Origin of the sequence: Flavobacterium sp. CF108 (genome assembly GCF_900129795.1) — a bacterium.
Classification (GTDB): Bacteria; Bacteroidota; Bacteroidia; order Flavobacteriales; family Flavobacteriaceae; genus Flavobacterium.
The window spans coordinates 785462-804150 of sequence record NZ_FQWW01000001.1 but is presented as its reverse complement, the minus strand read 5'-3'; the positions used below and the strand labels follow the sequence as shown (position 1 = coordinate 804150).

The following is an 18689-nucleotide window of genomic DNA, read 5'->3' as shown; positions in this document are numbered from 1 at the left end:
AATTGCATTTTGTCAACATAATAAAAAAGCCGATTTCAAAATTGAACATGCCCCAAAAAGTTAGACACTATTTGGGGCATTTTTTATGGAAAGAAAAACAAAGTATGACTATGCATTTAAATTAGAATGTGTAGAATTGGTTTTAAATAAGCATTATTCATCTGAACATGTTTCAAAATTGAAGCAGACTTCAAGATGGAATATTCGTAAGTGGGTCAGTTTTTATAAGACATATGGTAAAATTGGGTTATTGCCACGAATTAATCAAAGCTATTCAGCCGAATTTAAGTTAAAAGTACTCAAAAGCATAGAAACGGAATTCCTTTCCTTGATGCAGGCTGGCATACGATTTAATATTCCCAATATTTCCATGATTTTAAAATGGAAAAAAGATTTTGCTAACTTTGGACTAACAGGATTAAAACCAAAACAAAGAGGCAGACCCATATCGATGAGTGATAATAGAGGCAAAAAACGCAAATCAGACAAGCCCTTGACAAGAGAGCAGGAACTACTAAAAGAGAATGAAAAACTTCGCTGTGAGAATGAATTGCTAAAAAAGCTTCAAGCCTTAATTCAAGCCAGGAAAAATCCAAAGCCATAAACGAATTAAGGCATAAATTTGGTTTGGAATTACTTCTGAACCTAGCAAATATGGCGCGCAGCAGTTTTTATTATCATCAAAAACAAAGTAAATCACCTGATAAATATAAAGAAACTAAAGAACTGATTAAAGTCATTTATCAAAAGCATAAAGGGCGTTATGGCTATAGAAGGATAACCGATGAACTGCAAAACAGAGGATTGCTTATCAATCATAAAACAGTTCTCAGATTAATGAATCTATTAGGACTGAAAAGTATTATTAGAATAAAAAAGTATAAATCTTATAAAGGTGAAAATGGTAAAATAGCTCCAAATATATTAGAGCGAAATTTTAAAGCACAAGCTCCAAATCAAAAATGGGCAACCGATATCACAGAGTTCAGCGTAGGGGGAAACAAATTATATTTATCACCAGTAATTGACTTGTTTAACGGGGAAATAATCAGCTATGAACTCACAGAAAGACCAGTGTTCAATCAAGTAGTTATGATGCTGAAAAAAGCCTTTAGAAAAATACCGGATAATACAAATTTAATACTTCATTCTGACCAGGGCTGGCAGTACCAGATGAGCCATTACCAGCATTTATTAAAACAAAAAGGAATCAAACAAAGCATGTCAAGAAAAGGAAACTGCCTAGATAATGCAATTATTGAAAACTTCTTTGGAATATTAAAATCTGAAATGTTTTATACCCAAAAATTCAAATCAATAGAACAATTAAAAAAAGAAATTAATAGATATATAATCTATTACAATAACGAAAGAATTAAATCAAATTTAAACAAAATGAGCCCGATACAATATCGAACTCATTATTACCAAACTTAATTATAAATTTGTCTAAAATTTTGGGTGCAGTCTATTTGAAATCGGCTTTTTTATTGCGGTTAATTTATAAATGGAAAAATGTCTGTAAGTGCTATTTTTTTGATTTTTAGCAGTTATTCTCAATATTTTATAAATTGATATTTGCAGCATTATTAAACATATAAATTCATTTTCTAAAGTATAATAGATTGAAATGAGTTTTAAAAACTGCTAATTCCAATTGACACACATCTTCAAAAACAATAAATTTTCGCAGCTATTTTTTTTACTTGTATTTTTTTTACTTTTCGCTTGTAAAAAAGAGGATGATGTAAGAAAAATTCGCTTGAAAGTAGATCAAAAAAAAGTGACCAGCAATCCAAATGAAGAATCAGATGTAATTTCCTGTTTTATAAAAGAATCTGTTAATAGGTCTTTGAAAGGGATAGATACAAATAAGCTAAAATATTATACGGTAGAGAGAAACGATACTATTTTAGTAATTGCTAAGGTTACTGATATTATGGGAATCCAAAAGTCTTCCCGAAAAAAAATGTTATTTGCAATAAATGACTGCTTAATTTCTTCTGAAAGATATTATATGAAAAAGATTTATATAGATGTCGAAGGAAATTTTAGCACTCTGTTAGTAAAAACACCTATGAGATATGATTTAGACGGCAGATTTGCAGATGAGGATTTACTCTTGCCATTTTATGGTAAATCAAAAATTCCTTTTAAGAAGTAAGAAATAAAGTTTTTTGTTTCTCTTTAATTAAAATTCTGCAGGCTTTTGTGATTGTGTTTTCGTTTATAATGCGTTTGTTTTAGCTTTTCCTGATCTTCAGAAATTATGCTGATTGTGCCGTCAATCTCTAACATTGCCAATTTTACATTTTTAAAAAATTCGATTCCGTGTTCTCTCATGGCTTCTTTTAATTCTTCATCAGAAATATCTAATTTGCTTAAGGCTTTAAAATCAAGTTTTCCATCGTGAATTAATACTTCGGGTTTGTCTAATAACAAATCACTAAAAATTTTGTATTTATGGGTCAGTTTTTTGATAATAAAGTTGATTACAAATAAAACTAGTGCAGCAACCAAACCTCCCAAAAGACTGGTGTCTGGACCAACCATTGCATTTTGAACGGAGTTACTAATTAATAAAATCAGAATAATATCAGCAGTATTTAGTTGCGAAAGTTCTTTTTTTCCGAAAATGCGCAGAGCAATTGTCATAAAAAAATAGACAGCAACGCTTCTTAAAATAATATCTAAATAGGGGAAAAGCATATTTTTTATTTTAAAGTTAAAAAAAGCTTTGTCAAAGTTTTAAACTTTGACAAAGCTGCTAAATTATTTATGTGATATTAAGTTTAAATGAACTTAACTAAGTTTAAAATTCTTTTCAATAGCTTTTATCATTTCTCCGGCAATATCTTTATTTGTTGCGCCTTCGATTCCTTCAAGACCCGGTGAAGAGTTTACTTCCAATAATAATGGCCCTTTTGAAGAACGAATAATATCAACGCCTGCTACTTTTAAATCCATTGCTTTTGCGGCCTTAATAGCGATCTTTTTCTCTTCGGCAGTTACTTTGATTACAGATGCTGTTCCACCAAGGTGGATATTAGCTCTAAACTCGCCTGGCATTGCTTCACGCTGAATGGCAGCAACCACTTTTCCGTCAATTACAAAACAGCGAATATCTTTTCCGTTTGCTTCTTTGATGAATTCCTGAACTAAAATATTGGCATTTAAACTTTTAAAAGCATTGATAACACTTTCTGCTGCTTTTTTAGTTTCGGCCAAAACAACCCCTTTTCCTTGCGTTCCTTCTAATAACTTGACAATTAGAGGAGAACCTCCAACCATCTTAATTAAATCGTCTGTATCCAGCGGAGAATTGGCAAAACCAGTTGTTGGGATATCAATACCACTATTTAATAACAATTGCAAAGAATATAATTTATCTCTTGATTGTGTTATGGCTGTAGCTGAGTTTAAAACGAAAACCTTTAATGCTTCAAACTGACGTGTTAAAGCACAGCCGTAAAAAGTAATACTTGGTCGAATTCGAGGAATAATAGCATCAAACTGATTTAAGATTTTTCCACCTCTGTAATGAATCTCCGGAGTTTTAGCGTCAAGTTTCATGTAGCATTCTTTGATGTTCAAAAAATGCATTTCATGACCGCGCATTTCGCCGGCTTCCATGATTCTTTTATTACTGTATAATTCTGGATTACTGGCTAAAAGGCCAATTCGTAAACCAGAGCTTGCTTTTTCTGAGTTTTGATATAATTCTTTTAAAGCTTCACTTGTAGGCTGTCCAAGTAAGTATTTTTCTTCCGGATCAACCAATACACGTCCGCTCATGGCTTCGCGTCCTAAAAGCATACGGAAACCCATTGAATCACGATTGGTCAAAGTCATTTCGATTGGCCATTTTGAATCGCCAATTCTAATATTGGTCTGAATTACATAACGGTGTTCTCTAAAACCGCTTGAACTTTTTACAATTCTTTTATCAACCAGCGGAGCTTCGCAATGAATGATGGTTTTGATATTATTTTGAATTGGATTAATGTCAAACTTAACCCAATTAGCATCATTTTTTATAAAAGGAGCTATGTTAATAGCGTGCATTGCCGAAGTTTTGGCACCAGAATCCACACGAGCCTTAATTGTTGGGATTCCTAGTTCTGGAAATGCGCACCATTCTTCGCTGCCTAAAATGACTTTGTTTTGAAGCATACTTTGTTTTTTAATTATAGAATTTAAATTCAAAAATAGCTATTTGCTTTTACTAAAGATAGTAAATTATCCAAAAAAAATACCCGTTAAGTTATGAAAACGTAACGGGTAGGTTATTTATGTTATAAATTTTGACTAATTTATTGATTTGTCGGCTCTTCGGCTTTGTGAATTTCTACCGAAAGTTCTTGTGAATCATCTTTTAGATCCATCATGATTTCATCGCCCGAATGTATTTTCGAAGTGATAATCTCTTCAGCCAATAAATCTTCAACATATTTCTGAATTGCTCTTTTTAGCGGTCTTGCACCAAATTGTCTGTCAAAGCCTTTTTCTGCAATAAATGCTTTTGCTTTGTCTGTTAATGTTAGTTTGTAACCTAACTCAGCAATACGAGAATATAGTTTTTTCAATTCGATTTCGATAATCAAATCAATATCACCTTTTTCTAATGCATTGAACACGATTACGTCATCAATTCTGTTTAAGAATTCAGGAGCAAAGGTTTTTTTCAAAGCATTTTCGATAATGCTTTTTGAGTTTTCATCAGCTTGGGCCACTTTTGCAGCAGTTCCGAATCCAACACCTTGTCCGAAGTCTTTTAACTGACGAGCTCCAACATTAGATGTCATGATAATAATAGTGTTTTTAAAGTCAATTTTACGACCTAAACTATCTGTTAAATATCCATCATCTAAAACTTGCAGCATCATATTAAACACATCTGGATGCGCTTTTTCGATCTCGTCTAAAAGTACAACGCAATATGGTTTTCTGCGAACTTTTTCAGTTAATTGACCGCCTTCTTCGTAACCTACGTATCCCGGAGGCGCACCAACTAAACGAGAAATAGCAAATTTTTCCATGTATTCGCTCATGTCAATACGAACTAACGCATCTTCAGAATCGAATAATTCTTTTGCTAAAACTTTAGCTAATTGTGTTTTACCAACTCCAGTCTGACCTAAGAAAATGAATGAACCAATTGGTTTATTAGGGTCTTTAAGTCCGGCTCTGTTACGTTGAATAGAACGTGCAATTTTAAGAACAGCTTCATTTTGACCAATTACTTTATTCTGAATCAATTCAGGTAATTGTGCTAATTTGTTGCTTTCTGTTTGTGCAATTCTGTTTACCGGGATTCCGGTCATCATCGAAACAACATCAGCTACATTATCTTCTGTAACTTCAATTCTGTTGTTTTTAGAATCTTCTTCCCATTGTTCTTGTGCAACAGCTAGATCTTTTTCGATGCGTTTTTCATCATCGCGAAGTTTGGCAGCTTCTTCATATTTTTGTTTTTTAACTACCATGTTTTTCATTTCGCGAACTTCTTCTAACTGACGTTCTAAATCCAATATTTGTTTTGGAACATCAATATTAGTAATGTGTACACGAGATCCGGCTTCATCCATAGCATCAATAGCTTTGTCTGGTAAGAAACGCTCAGACATATATCTGTTTGTTAATTTAACACAAGCTTCAATTGCTTCCTGCGTATATGTAACATTGTGGTGGTCTTCGTATTTGTCTTTTACGTTGTTCAAAATCGCGATTGTTTCTTCAACAGAAGTTGGTTCAACAATTACTTTTTGGAAACGTCTTTCTAAAGCACCATCTTTTTCAATATATTGTCTGTACTCATCAAGAGTTGTAGCACCAATACATTGTATTTCTCCTCTTGCTAATGCAGGTTTGAACATATTTGAGGCATCAAGTGAACCAGTTGCTCCTCCAGCTCCTACAATAGTGTGGATTTCGTCAATAAAAAGAATAATGTCATCGTTTTTTTCAAGCTCGTTCATTACGGCTTTCATTCTTTCTTCAAACTGGCCTCTGTATTTTGTTCCGGCAACTAAACTTGCCAAATCCAGTGTTACAACACGTTTGTGAAAAAGAATACGTGATACTTTCTTCTGGATAATGCGCAAAGCAAGTCCTTCTGCAATAGCAGATTTACCAACTCCGGGTTCTCCAATAAGAAGCGGATTGTTCTTTTTTCTTCGGCTTAATATTTGAGAAACGCGTTCAATTTCTTTTTCGCGTCCTACTACAGGATCTAGTTTTCCTTCTTCCGCCATTTCTGTTAAATCTCTCCCAAAATTATCTAGAACCGGCGTTTTAGATTTTTTGTTTGACTTATTGGCTGGATTATTAAAACTACTTTCCTTTAGACTGTCATCTTGTCCTGAATCGTCATTGTACGATTCGTTTCTTGGCAAGTTTTCTAAGAATTCTTCTTCGTTTGGCGTCATGTTTAAATATTGTTCTTTAGCTATGTCATAATCTATTTTTAGCTTATTCAACAGCTTGGTTGTTGGATCGTTTTCGTTTCGTAAGATACATAAAAGCAAGTGAGCTGTGCTAATCGACGAACTTTGAAATACTTTAGCTTCTAGAAAAGTGGTCTTCAGTGCCCTTTCGGCCTGTCGGGTCAGATGAAGGTTTTTCTTTTCGGCATTTACCTCAACGCTCTGGTTGGCTGGACTCAGTATTTCTACCTTCCTGCGTAAATGATCTAAATCGACTGCTAGGTTATTAAGTATATGAATAGCTTTTCCGTTACCATCTCTTAAAATGCCCAGCATTAGATGCTCAGTACCAATAAAGTCGTGTCCTAAACGAAGGGCTTCTTCCTTACTGTATGTAATAACATCTTTTACTCTTGGTGAAAAATTATCATCCATAATATATAATTGGTATTGTAAATTTAATGAATTACAGTTTGAAAAACAAAAACCATACCCATCGAGAACTACTGTCAGCTAATTGACAAAAAAAATAACAATAAAAGCGTTAAAAAACGCTTAATTTATTAACTAAAAGCTAAAATAAAGTTGTTAATAAATCATTTAAATAAGTGTAAGGAAATAGCTGAAAAAATTTTAAAAAAACGTATCTTGGCACGCTTTGAAACTAATGTAATTATTAAAACATAACAACTTATGTCTGAAGGAGAAAAGTTAATTCCTATTAACATTGAAGATGAAATGAAATCAGCTTACATCGATTATTCGATGTCAGTAATTGTATCGAGAGCGCTTCCTGATGTTAGAGATGGCTTGAAACCAGTGCATCGAAGAGTTCTTTACGGAATGTATGATTTAGGTGTAACTTCAAGATCTGCCCACAAAAAATCTGCGAGAATTGTAGGGGAGGTTTTAGGTAAGTATCACCCACACGGTGATACCTCTGTTTATGATGCAATGGTTCGTATGGCTCAAGAGTGGAGTATGCGATATTTATTAGTTGACGGTCAGGGTAACTTTGGTTCTGTCGATGGTGACAGTCCGGCAGCAATGCGTTATACTGAGGCGAGAATGCGCAAAATATCTGAAGATATTATGGCAGACATCGAAAAAGAAACAGTTGACTTTCAATTAAACTTTGACGATACTTTATATGAGCCAAAAGTAATGCCTACTAGAGTTCCTACCTTATTAGTGAATGGAGCAACGGGTATTGCAGTAGGTATGGCAACTAATATGCCGCCGCACAATTTAACAGAAGTTATCAACGGAACATTAGCGTATCTTGATAATAATGATATCGAAGTTGACGAATTAATGACACATATTAAAGCTCCGGATTTTCCAACCGGTGGTGTAATATACGGTTATGAAGGCGTTCGTGAAGCTTTTAAAACTGGTAGAGGACGTATTGTTATGCGTGCTAAAGTTGGTTTTGAAGAAGTTGACGGAAGAGAATGTATTATTGTTACCGAGATTCCATATCAGGTTAACAAAGCCGAAATGATCAAACGTACGGCTGATTTAGTTAATGATAAAAAAATTGAAGGTATTGCCAATATTCGTGACGAGTCTGATAGAAACGGTATGCGTATCGTTTATATCTTAAAACGTGATGCTACACCAAATGTAGTATTGAATACCTTATATAAATTCACATCATTACAATCTTCTTTTAGTGTAAACAATATTGCACTTGTAAAAGGACGTCCTCAAATGTTGAATCTAAAAGATATGATTCACTACTTTATTGAGCACCGTCATGATGTTGTAGTTCGTAGAACGCAATTTGAATTACGTAAAGCTGAAGAAAGAGCACATATCTTAGAAGGATTAATTATTGCTTCTGATAATATTGATGAAGTAATTGCTATTATTAGAGGTTCTAAAAATACAGAAGAAGCTCGTGAAAAATTAATCGAAAGATTCAGTTTGTCAGATATTCAGGCTCGTGCCATTGTTGAAATGCGTTTACGTCAGTTAACAGGTCTGGAGCAGGATAAGTTAAGAGCTGAGTTTGAAGAATTAATGAAATTAATTGAACACTTAAAAGCTTTATTAGCAGACGTTAATTTAAGAACTAACTTGATTAAAGAAGAACTTGAAGAAATTCGTGAGAAATATGGAGATGCTCGTCGTTCTACAATTGAATATTCTGGTGGAGATGTAAGTATCGAAGATTTGATTGCTGATGAAAATGTGGTTATTACAATTTCGCATGCAGGTTATATCAAACGTACAAACTTAACAGAATATAAAACTCAAAATAGAGGCGGGGTTGGTCAAAAAAGCGCCGGAACAAGAGATCAGGATTTCCTTGAACATATGTTCGTTGCGACAAACCACCAATATATGATGTTCTTTACCCAAAAAGGAAAATGTTTCTGGATGCGTGTTTACGAAATTCCAGAGGGAAGCAAAACGGCAAAAGGCAGGGCAATTCAAAACTTAGTAAACATTGAAAGCGACGATAAAGTAAAAGCTTTTATTTGTACACAAGATTTAAAAGACAAAGATTATATCAATACGCATAACCTTGTAATGGTTACGAAACAAGGACAGGTTAAGAAAACTTCTTTAGAGAAATATTCTAAACCTCGTGTAAATGGAGTTGCCGCTATTACAATTAAAGAAGGGGATGAATTACTTGAAGCTAAATTAACTGACGGAGAAAGCCAAATTATTCTGGCAGTTAAGTCTGGTAAATTAGTTCGTTTTGAAGAAACAAAAACACGTCCGATGGGAAGAACAGCTTCTGGAGTTCGTGGAATTTCTTTAAAAGATGATACTGATGAAGTAATTGGTATGGTTACTGTTGGTAAAAATGATGTTGCTGATTCTCAAATATTAGTTGTAACTGAAAACGGATACGGAAAACGTACCAAATTAGTTGATGACGATGGAGAAGATGTGTACAGAATTACAAACCGTGGAGGTAAAGGGGTTAAAACTCTTAATATCACGGAGAAAACAGGAAAATTAATTTCAATTAATGCCGTTACAGATTCTGATGATTTAATGATCATCAACAAATCTGGATTAACAATTAGAATGGCAATTGAGGATTTACGTGTTATGGGACGTGCTACTCAAGGTGTTAGATTGATTAACCTAAAAGGAAAAGATTCTATCGCTGCCGTTACAAAAGTTATGAAAGACGATGCAGAAGAAGTTATTGTAGATGAAGATGGTAATGTTGTTGAATCTGTAATTGAAAGAGTTAAGCCGGATTTAGAAGTTCTTGAAGATGACGGAACGGCTGAAGATGACGACGATGACACTGATGATGTAGTGGAAGACGAAGACGACTCTGAAGAGGAAGAATCTGAAGAATAGAGATAAAACCACAAGAAAATTAATAAATATACAAATTGAACATTATGAAAAGTAAATATGTTATACTAGCGTCAGCATTACTGATTTCTGTAGCTACATTTGCTCAAAAAGATCAAATTAAAAATGCTGAAAAAGCATTGAAAAGCGGTGATGCACAAGGAGCACTTGCGCAGCTAAAAGATGCAGAGAACTCAATAGTGAATGCAAAAGATACTGAGCAGGCTCAATATTATTTTGTACAAGGAAATGCTTATTTAGACCTTGCAACTAAAAAGGTTGAAGAAAGTAAAAACCTTACTGCAGCTGCTGACAGCTACAAAAAATTAATTGATGTTGAAAATGCTTCTGGAAAACAGAAATATTCAACTCAGGCAGCGGCTTCGATTACAAATATCAAAGGTTTGTTGATTAATTCAGCTATTGCAGATACTCAGGCAAATAAACATTCTGACGGTGCTAAAAAATTATATGATGCTTATCAGTTAGATAAAAAAGATACTATCAATCTTTACTATGCAGCATCTACAGCTGTAAATGCTCAGGATTTTGATACAGCACTTCCAATGTATGAAGAGTTAAAAAAATTAAACTTTTCTGGAAAAGGAACTTTATACTTAGCTACGAATAAGGCAAGTGGAAATGAAGATAACTTTGCTAATGCAAAAGAAAGAGATTTAGCTGTAAAATTAGGGACTCACGAAAAACCTAAAACAGAAGCTATTCCTTCAAAAAGAGGAGAAATCTACAAAAACTTAGCATTGATTTTAGTTCAAAAAGGAAAAATCGAAGATGCTAAACAAGCAATTGCTGACGCTAGAAAAACAAATCCAGATGACAGCTCTTTGATTCTTACAGAAGCTAATTTATACCTTGAAACAAAAGATTACGATCAGTATAAAAAATTAGTTGGTGAAGCATTACAAAAAGATCCAAACAATGCTGATTTAGTATTTAACTTAGGAGTATTAAGCGCAAATGCAAAAAATGAGGCTGACGCTGAGAAATACTATTTAAAAGCTATCGAAATCAATCCAAACTATACTAATGCATACCTTAACCTTGCTGCGTTAAAATTAGAAGCTGAAAAACCAATTATTGATGAAATGAATAAATTGGGTACTTCTGCAAAAGATATGAAACGTTACGACGTTTTAAAAGCACAAAGAGAAGGCGTTTTTAAAGGTGTTATTCCTTACCTTAAAAAAGCAAATGAATTAGACCCTAAAAACCAAGATGTTGCTAAAACATTATTAGGGGTTTATAAAGCATTAGAAATGACTGCTGAGGCAAAAGCTTTAAAAGCGACAATGAACTAATATTAGTCATTTCATTATATAAAAAAAACCATCCTGTAAAAACGGGATGGTTTTTTTATGCTTTGAAAATAACTTAACTCACTAATGTTGCAGATAAAGTTATAGTTGTATTTAAAAGTTTTGAAATAGGACAGATTTCTTTTGCTTTTGCAGCCGTTTTTTCAAATTCTTCTGCAGATATAGAAGGTACTTTTCCTTTTAAATCTAAATGAATTAAAGTTATAGTCCCGTCTTCAAAAGTTACTGTAGCTTCTGTAGATAAATCATCTGCAGTAAAACCTCCTTCGTTAAGTAAAAAACTTAACTGCATTGTAAAACAGCCAGAATGCGCTGCTGCAACTAATTCTTCAGGGTTTGTTCCAACTCCGTCTGCAAATCTTGTTTTAAAAGACAATTGTGCGTTATCTAATGTGGTACTTTGTGTACTTATAGTTCCTTTTCCTTCCATGCCGGTTCCTTTCCAGTTGGCATTTGCTTTTCTTGTAAATTTCATATTCTTCTTAATTTAAAAATTAGTATTAAATGTTATTTGTTTGATTGTTAATTATAGTGGTAACTCAAATATAATCAATATTTTGCAGAATGGTTTTACGAAATTTAATGAGAATGTTAAGTTTTAGGTTTTTCGTTGAAAGTTGGATTGGGGGTTTAACGCAAAGAACGCTAAGGATTTGCGCAAAGTTTGCAAAGTTTTTTGTTTTTATACTAGTATACAAAGTTCGCAAAGCTTTGTCTTGACAACAGCTTTGCGAACTTATGTTTTTATACATTCCTTAATAAAAAACCTTTGCGGTCTTTGCGTTAAAAAATGAGCACAAAAAAAGGTGCAATGAATCTCATTACACCTTTTATGTTTAAATGGTTCGACTTCGCTCAACCTGATAATTATTCCGGCTGATTTAAGTTTCTTAGTTGTTTCAATTTATCTTTCCATACATCAAGGCTTTCTTTGTGAATAGCAATGTTTTTACGTACTTCCGTAACAATTGAATTCTCTTTTTTAGCATTTTTAGTATTGGTGAAGAACTGAATGTTATTTTCTAACTGGAAAATTTCATTTTGAACTTCTTCAATTTTACGCATAATGAAAATCTTTTCATTATCTAATTTTCTTGTATCGTTACTGTCTGATAGCGAATCAATTCTATTAGAGAAACGCATCATTTCAGATTCTTTTTTGCTTAAACTTAGTTTTTCAAAAAGTGCATCTAAAATTTTATTGAATTTACCTTCAATATGACGTCTTGAAAAAGGTACTTTTCCGTAACCTTTCCAGATTTCAATATGCTGTTTTATAGCATCAAGATCTGTTTTGTGATCGCCTGTTAACTGATAAGCTCTTAAAATATCTAAGTATGCTTTTTTGTTATCAAAAGCTCCAACCTCATCAGCATTTTCTTCTGATTTGTGTTCTTTTAATTTATCGAAATAATGATTACACGCATCTTTAAATTCTTTCCAGATTTTGTCTGAATATTTTTTAGGAACATGGCCAATCTGTTTCCACTCTTCCTGAATTTGTTTCATGATTGGAGTAGTAGAACCAAAATCTGTACTTTCCTGCAATTCTTTGGCTTTAGCTACAAGAGCCATTTTTTTATTTAAATTATCATTTTGATCTTTCTTGATGTCTTTATAAAACGAATTTTTAAAGGCATTGAAATTTCTAACAGCTGTTTTAAACGAAGCCCAGGTTTCTTCATTTACTTCAGAAGGAACTTTTCCGGCAGCAAAAAACTCATTTCTTAAAGCTTCAACTTTTTGAATCTGAACAAGCCATTGCGAGTGCGAGTTTACTTTTTCAGTTCCTAAAACCTCGATTTTAGAAATGATATCTTTTTTAGCTTCAAGATTTTGCTGTTCGTTAGCTCTTTGACTTTCGAACAAAACCTCTCTTTTATCGTGAATTTTTTTAGTTAGTTCGCTAAATTTATTCCAGATAGAATCACGGTGTTCTTTAGAAACCGGACCAATATCTTCTTTCCAAAGTCGGTGTAAATCCTGTAATTCACGAAACGCTTTACTTATATCGCTTTCGTTTACAAGTTCTTCAACTCTTGCAATAATTTTTTGCTTTTGCTCTAAATTATGTTTAAAATCTAAATCTCTTGCTTCACGATCTAAATGCAGATAATCATAAAAATTTTCTACGTGAAAATGGTAGTTGTTCCAAACATGATTGTATTTGTCTTTTGGAATTGCTCCGGCATTTTTCCATCTTTCTCTCAAATCATTAAAATGCTTAAGAGTGTCTTTTATATTTGCCTGCGGATTTATAAGTTCTTTTAATTCCTCAACTATAGCAAGACGGTTTTCTAAATTAGATTTTAGATTAGTCTGTAAATGTTTAAAGTGAGCATTTCTTTTCTCTCTAAAAATATTGTAATATTCATCAAACTTAGATTTTAAAGGAGAATGATATTCAAATTCTTCATTTGGATCTTCTTTTGAAGCATTAAATTCTTCTCTTTTTTCCTCTATAAGATGGTTGTATTGTAGTAAAAATGATTTTTTGATTTCCTCAATATGATCTTTTACAGACATTGTTTTGTCTATATTAACCATTTTTTTAAGCTCGTCTACCAGTGCATCCAAAGAAAAAGTGTCATAATCCTTCATAGGAATATCATGACGCTCTTTTAGTGTTTCATCTTCACTTTCTTCGGCGTTTGAATTTGTTATGGCATCTAATGCACTTTGATGATCAGTTTCTTCAATTTCAGCCGTTTCTTCAACTTCATTTTCAGGATTTGAAAGAGTAGTTTCAGTTACTGTTTCAGGTTCTGCAGCTTCAACTGTATCATCTTGTGTAGAATCACTAATATCGATTCCTAACTTTCCGTCTGCTTCTTGCAGGTTATCATTCTTTTCTTCTAACATTTTAAATGTATAAGGTTTTTACTTTAAACAGAGCGAAAGATAGTAAAGGTGTTTCTAACTACAAAATAAATCGTTTGTTTATGCTGTATTTTACGATGAAATTCTTATTCTTTACTATCATTTACACCGTTGATATGTTAATTTTTATAAATTGTTTGAAGGAAATAAAAGTTTCAATTTCCCATTATTTTTAGAAGATTGAAGTTAAACTAATGATTTTAGATAGAAACTTTTGTTGATTCCTGATTAAAATAAAATCAGCATTCCAACTTCAATTCCCCAATTATAAGACTTGTGATTTCCAAAAGCAACACTTGGATGAATATATGCCATATCATTTGCTGTTATTTTTCGGCCAAATTCTACAAAAGCATTATTAGGAAAACCCTTATTTGTATTATTGTATCTAAACGCAGCATCGGCAGCAAACCAGTTTTTTCCAAAAATATACATAAAGTAATTTTCAAAAGATGTTGTATTGATGTCACTTCTGTTGCTTGATCCGGCAAAACTAGATTGATTTTCTAAGGAGGTTATCCATAAAAACTTATTCATGACTAAATATTTTCCATAGAAAATCGCAGGGGCAAAGACCCATTTTCCTGATCCTAAAGCAGGATCAACGGCCGAATTTGATATGACCCGGGCTCGAAAAGCGACTCCGCCGTTTTTATGTTCCAAGTACGGGATATAGCTGATTCCGACGCCAACATCTCCAATTCCGGTTTTATTTTCAGAAGAAGTATTAGTAGAAATTAAAGGAAGATCGACTCTTAAATTCCATGCTTTATTGGCAATGGGATGTAAAAATCGAAGCTGTGTAGTATTAAATGAACCAGTATCAGTATCTAAATATTCATTAAAAAGCAGAATCGTTTTTAGATAATAATGATATCGGGCTTCTGTATATGGATTATTAGAAGTCTGAGTAGTACTTTGAGAATCCTGCTGTGCTGCGGAAATAAGTGAAATAAAAAATAAAATACAGAAGTAAAGTATTGATTTTTTCATAATTGTCTACAAATGAGTAGACTAATTTACAAAAATTACTTTAATTTCCTACATTCTGTATTTTTTTATTTGTTCCAGATTTTCCAGGCTTTCTCTGCCTGAAAAATAAGCATATCATATCCGTTTTTAATTACAGCACCTCTTTCTTTAGCATTTTTAAGAAATTGAGTTTCTGCAGGATTGTAAATCAAATCGTATGCGATGTGTTTTTCTGTAAAAAACTCGTAAGGAAGATCAGGACAAGCTTCTATGTTAGGGCTTGTGCCAACTGGCGTACAATTGATTATGATTTGAAAGTTATCAAAAGTTGTAGCGTTGATTAAATTGTAATCAATGATGTTTTCTTTTGCTTCCCTAGAAACAAAAGTATAAAGAATACCAAGTTCATCAAGCGCAAAAGCAACACCTTTTGAAGCGCCGCCTGTACCAAGAATCAATGCCTTTTTATGATGCGGTTCTAATAACGGTTTTAATGATTTTTTAAAGCCATAATAATCGGTGTTGTAACCTTTTAGTTTTCCTTTTTTGGTAAACTTAATAGTATTTACAGCACCAATTAAAGCTGCTTTTTTTGATAGTTTATCTAAAAAAGGAATTACCTGCTCTTTATAAGGAATCGTAACATTTAAACCTTTCAAATCTGGATTGTTTTTCAATAATCCGGTAAAGTGGTTAATTTCAGCAATGTCGAAGTTTTCGTAGCTGTTGCCTGCGAAAATTTCGTCGTTAAATTTTTCTGTAAAATAACCTTTTGAAAATGAGTAACTAATATTACGGCCCAATAAGCCAAAACGCCTTTTTAAAATATCAATCATTATTATTTTCTATGTTTTTCGATATAATTTTTAACTGTTTTCTTTGTCCATACAACCGGAAATAAATCTTCGATAAGAATATAATTATCAAAGTTTAAACGAAGTCCGTTGCTTAAGTGGAATTTTGCTTTTGTATTGTCCTGAATCATAAAATATAATCCTGCCAAACGATATTCGATTTCGTTTTCTTCCGGAAAATATTCTGATGCCTGAAGCAAGGTTTGAATAGCACTTTCAAATTCTCCTAAAAATTGAAGAATATCAACCCAATACAACCAGGTATCAAGGGCATAATCTCCAAACTCAACCGCTTTTCTGTATCCAAATTCAGCTTCTTCAAAAAAGTTCATTTGTTTATTGATCGTTGCGTAGCGTTTCCAATACAAACGATTTTGATTGTCGATTGCTAATGCTTTATTGACAAAAAATAAGGCTTTTTGAAAGTTCTTTTGGCGAACATGAAAATCTGTAATCGCAATCCAGCCTTTATCTAAAAGCGGATCTTCGTGCACAGTTTGGTTATAATATTGAAGTGCTTTTACAGCATTTCCTAATTTTTCATAACATTTACCAATACGAAGTAAAGCATACGATGTTGCGTCGTCTAATTCAATGGTACGATTATAGCTTTCAATCGCTTCATTGTATTTTTTAAGACGCTCGTAAGCTTTTGCTTTTTCCATAAATGCACCTAAAAACTCATCGTCGATTAGGGTTGCATAATCAAAAGCACGAATGGCATTTTCGTATTCTTTTACGCCATAATGCAGTCTTCCAAGCTGGTGCCATGCAATTTCGCTGTATGGGTTTTTGTTGATGTAGTCGTTCAGATAAACAATAGCTTCCTGGTTTTGATCTAAAAATTCAAAACAGTAAACCACGTTATATAAGGCAGATTGATCTTCTAAATCTTCCTCAAGACATTTGATGAAACTTTCTTTTGCCAGTTCAAGATTATCCATAAAAAGATATTCCATTCCAATCAAGTTGTACACGTCGGCGTAGTCATCAGTATATTGCAGGGCAATTTTAAGTAATTCTACTGCTTTTTCGTGTTGATCTCTTTTAGAACAAATATTTGCTTTTTGGATATAAATTTCCTCGTTGTTTGGTTCGATTGCATACAACTCGTTTAAAAGCTTTTCAGCAATTTCAAGTTTGTCTTCGTAAACCAGCATTTCTACTTGTACTAATTTTAAGCCTGTAGATTTTGGATGTTGGTCTAATGCAAGTTTTAAGGCCTTTTTTGCTAAATTAGCCTTGCCTATATCTAAATAATGAAGAATGATTTCTTCAAATTCTTCAGAATCAAAAAAGAGTACTTTGTTAGTTTTTAACATCGACTCAAATTTCGATAAGGATAGGTTATAATCTTCTTCTTCGTTGCTTAATTGCATACTTTGTTTTATTTGAAATTAGCCTGTTATAAATTTAGGCAACCATATAATTGATGTGGGGAGGGAAAATTAATTGTTTTGAACAATTTAATTAACAATGAATTTAGAATTTACGTCCCAAATTTAGTTATAATCTTCTGATTTTTAAAAGATTATTTAATTATTGCCCGCTTTTAATATTTCATCCATAACATTTAAAATTATGGAACATCCTTCTCTTATTTCTTCTTCAGAAATGGTAAGCGGCGGCGTTATCCGGATAGCACATCCTTCAAACAAAAGCCAAAACAGTATTAGCCCTTTGTCCTGGCAGTTTAGAATAACCTGATTCGTTATTTCTGCCGTTTCTGTCATTGCTGCAAGCATTAATCCCTTTCCTCTAACTTCCTTTATCAAAGGATGTACCAAAAGCGATCTGAACAGTTTTTCCTTTTCTAAGGCTTCCTGCATTAAATTTGTCTCAGTTAATTCCTGCAAAGTAGCCAAACAAGCTGACGCAATGACAGGATGACCTCCAAATGTGGTAATGTGTCCCAATTTAGGGTTTTCGGTTAAAAGGTCCATTCTTTCGGCCGAAGCTGTAAAAGCGCCTACAGGCATTCCGCCTCCCATACCTTTTCCCATAACGACAATATCAGGTACAACATCGTAGGTTTGAAAACCAAAAAGTTTTCCGGTTCTTCCAAAACCCGGTTGAATTTCATCTACAATCATCAACGCTCCAACTTCATCACAGCGCTTGCGGACTTTTTGCAGAAAGTTATTTTCCGGCTGAATAAATCCGGCACCGCCTTGTATTGTTTCTAGCAGAATTGCAGCGGTTCTTGTTGTTATTTTCTCTAAATCGGCTTCGTTATTAAATGTGATAAAATCTACATCTGGAAGAAGCGGACGAAAAGCTCGTTTGCGTTCTTCAAATCCCATAACGCTCATAGAACCCATTGTGTTTCCGTGATAGGCATTATGGCAAGAAATAAGCTGACTGCGTCCTGTTGTTCTTTTGGCTAGTTTTAAAGCGCCTTCAATTGCTTCTGTTCCTGAATTTACTAAATACGTTTTGTTTAGAGATTCTGGAAGGAGTGAGGCCATTAATTTGCAATACTGCACTGCCGGACTCTGCGAATATTCTCCGTAAACCATTACATGTGAATATTTGTCTAACTGATCTTTTATGGCCTGATTCACTCTGGGATGCTGATGCCCAAGTGTACAAGCCGAAACTCCGGCAACAAAGTCTAAATATTTTTTATCGTTTGTATCGTATATGTATGATCCAATGGCGTGCGAAACTTCCATTCCTAAAGGATAAGGAGAAGTTTGTGCCTGGTATTTTATAAAATCTGGGTTCATTTTTTTTAAGGTTCAAAGTGACAAAGGTACTAAGGTTCTGAGGTTTTTGTTTTAGGTTTCAAGTTGCTGAAAACTGAGACTGCGACTGAATACTGAAACTGAAAACTGCAACTTATTTTAACACAAAGATCGCAAAGATTTACGCAAAGTTTGTAAGGTTAA

General features: G+C 33.3%; 14 protein-coding genes. 5 read left to right on the top strand and 9 right to left on the bottom strand.

Annotated elements, in window-relative coordinates; translation table 11 throughout:
• Positions 1 to 85: 85 nt before the first annotated feature.
• From BUE10_RS03535 to BUE10_RS03525, 3 genes are all read left to right on the top strand, one after another.
• Entirely contained in the window at positions 86 to 604 is a 519-nt protein-coding gene (locus tag BUE10_RS03535) for a transposase (RefSeq protein ID WP_073482383.1), read from the top strand.
• Entirely contained in the window at positions 550 to 1437 is an 888-nt protein-coding gene (locus BUE10_RS03530; protein ID WP_143187732.1) for an IS3 family transposase, read from the top strand. Before BUE10_RS03535 ends, BUE10_RS03530 begins: the two co-directional genes overlap by 55 nt.
• Positions 1438 to 1657: 220 nt before the next feature.
• Entirely contained in the window at positions 1658 to 2164 is a 507-nt protein-coding gene (locus BUE10_RS03525) for a hypothetical protein (RefSeq protein ID WP_073482380.1), read from the top strand.
• A gap of 23 nt (positions 2165 to 2187) precedes the next feature.
• Here the strand turns inward: BUE10_RS03525 and BUE10_RS03520 are convergent, their stop codons facing one another.
• From BUE10_RS03520 to BUE10_RS03510, 3 genes are all read right to left on the bottom strand, one after another.
• A complete protein-coding gene (locus tag BUE10_RS03520; protein WP_073482378.1) occupies positions 2188 to 2709 on the bottom strand; it encodes a DUF421 domain-containing protein in 522 nt (173 codons plus the stop codon).
• 93 nt (positions 2710 to 2802) lie between these two features.
• The gene (gene rimK, locus BUE10_RS03515) at positions 2803 to 4173 is read right to left on the bottom strand and encodes a 30S ribosomal protein S6--L-glutamate ligase (RefSeq protein ID WP_073482377.1); all 1371 of its coding nucleotides are present in this window, start codon (positions 4171 to 4173) and stop codon (positions 2803 to 2805) included.
• A 140-nt stretch (positions 4174 to 4313) separates the two neighbouring features.
• On the bottom strand, positions 4314 to 6860 hold the full coding sequence (locus BUE10_RS03510) for an ATP-dependent Clp protease ATP-binding subunit (protein WP_073482375.1): 2547 nt from the start codon (positions 6858 to 6860) through the stop codon (positions 4314 to 4316).
• 258 nt (positions 6861 to 7118) lie between these two features.
• Between BUE10_RS03510 and gyrA the strand changes: the two genes are divergently transcribed.
• Together gyrA and BUE10_RS03500 are read left to right on the top strand one after the other, a co-directional pair.
• Entirely contained in the window at positions 7119 to 9758 is a 2640-nt protein-coding gene (gene gyrA, locus BUE10_RS03505) for a DNA gyrase subunit A (protein ID WP_073482373.1), read from the top strand.
• 44 nt (positions 9759 to 9802) lie between these two features.
• On the top strand, positions 9803 to 11074 hold the full coding sequence (locus tag BUE10_RS03500) for a tetratricopeptide repeat protein (protein ID WP_073482371.1): 1272 nt from the start codon (positions 9803 to 9805) through the stop codon (positions 11072 to 11074).
• A 73-nt stretch (positions 11075 to 11147) separates the two neighbouring features.
• Here the strand turns inward: BUE10_RS03500 and BUE10_RS03495 are convergent, their stop codons facing one another.
• From BUE10_RS03495 to BUE10_RS03470, 6 genes are all read right to left on the bottom strand, one after another.
• A complete protein-coding gene (locus tag BUE10_RS03495; RefSeq protein ID WP_073482369.1) occupies positions 11148 to 11567 on the bottom strand; it encodes an OsmC family protein in 420 nt (139 codons plus the stop codon).
• A 392-nt stretch (positions 11568 to 11959) separates the two neighbouring features.
• Positions 11960 to 13954: a DUF349 domain-containing protein gene (locus BUE10_RS03490; RefSeq protein WP_073482368.1), complete on the bottom strand. Its 1995-nt coding sequence runs from the start codon at positions 13952 to 13954 to the stop codon at positions 11960 to 11962.
• A gap of 246 nt (positions 13955 to 14200) precedes the next feature.
• Positions 14201 to 14965, bottom strand: coding sequence for a lipid A phosphoethanolamine transferase (locus BUE10_RS03485; protein WP_073482366.1), 765 nt, complete (start codon positions 14963 to 14965; stop codon positions 14201 to 14203).
• Positions 14966 to 15030: 65 nt separating this feature from the next.
• Positions 15031 to 15780 carry a shikimate dehydrogenase family protein gene (locus tag BUE10_RS03480; RefSeq protein ID WP_073482364.1) on the bottom strand — a complete coding sequence of 250 codons (750 nt, stop codon included), beginning with the start codon at positions 15778 to 15780 and terminating at the stop codon, positions 15031 to 15033.
• 2 nt (positions 15781 to 15782) lie between these two features.
• Positions 15783 to 17177 (bottom strand): tetratricopeptide repeat protein, encoded by a 1395-nt coding sequence (locus BUE10_RS03475; RefSeq protein WP_073482362.1) that lies wholly within the window; start codon positions 17175 to 17177, stop codon positions 15783 to 15785.
• A gap of 156 nt (positions 17178 to 17333) precedes the next feature.
• Entirely contained in the window at positions 17334 to 18527 is a 1194-nt protein-coding gene (locus BUE10_RS03470) for an aspartate aminotransferase family protein (RefSeq protein WP_073482360.1), read from the bottom strand.
• Positions 18528 to 18689 lie beyond the last annotated feature (162 nt).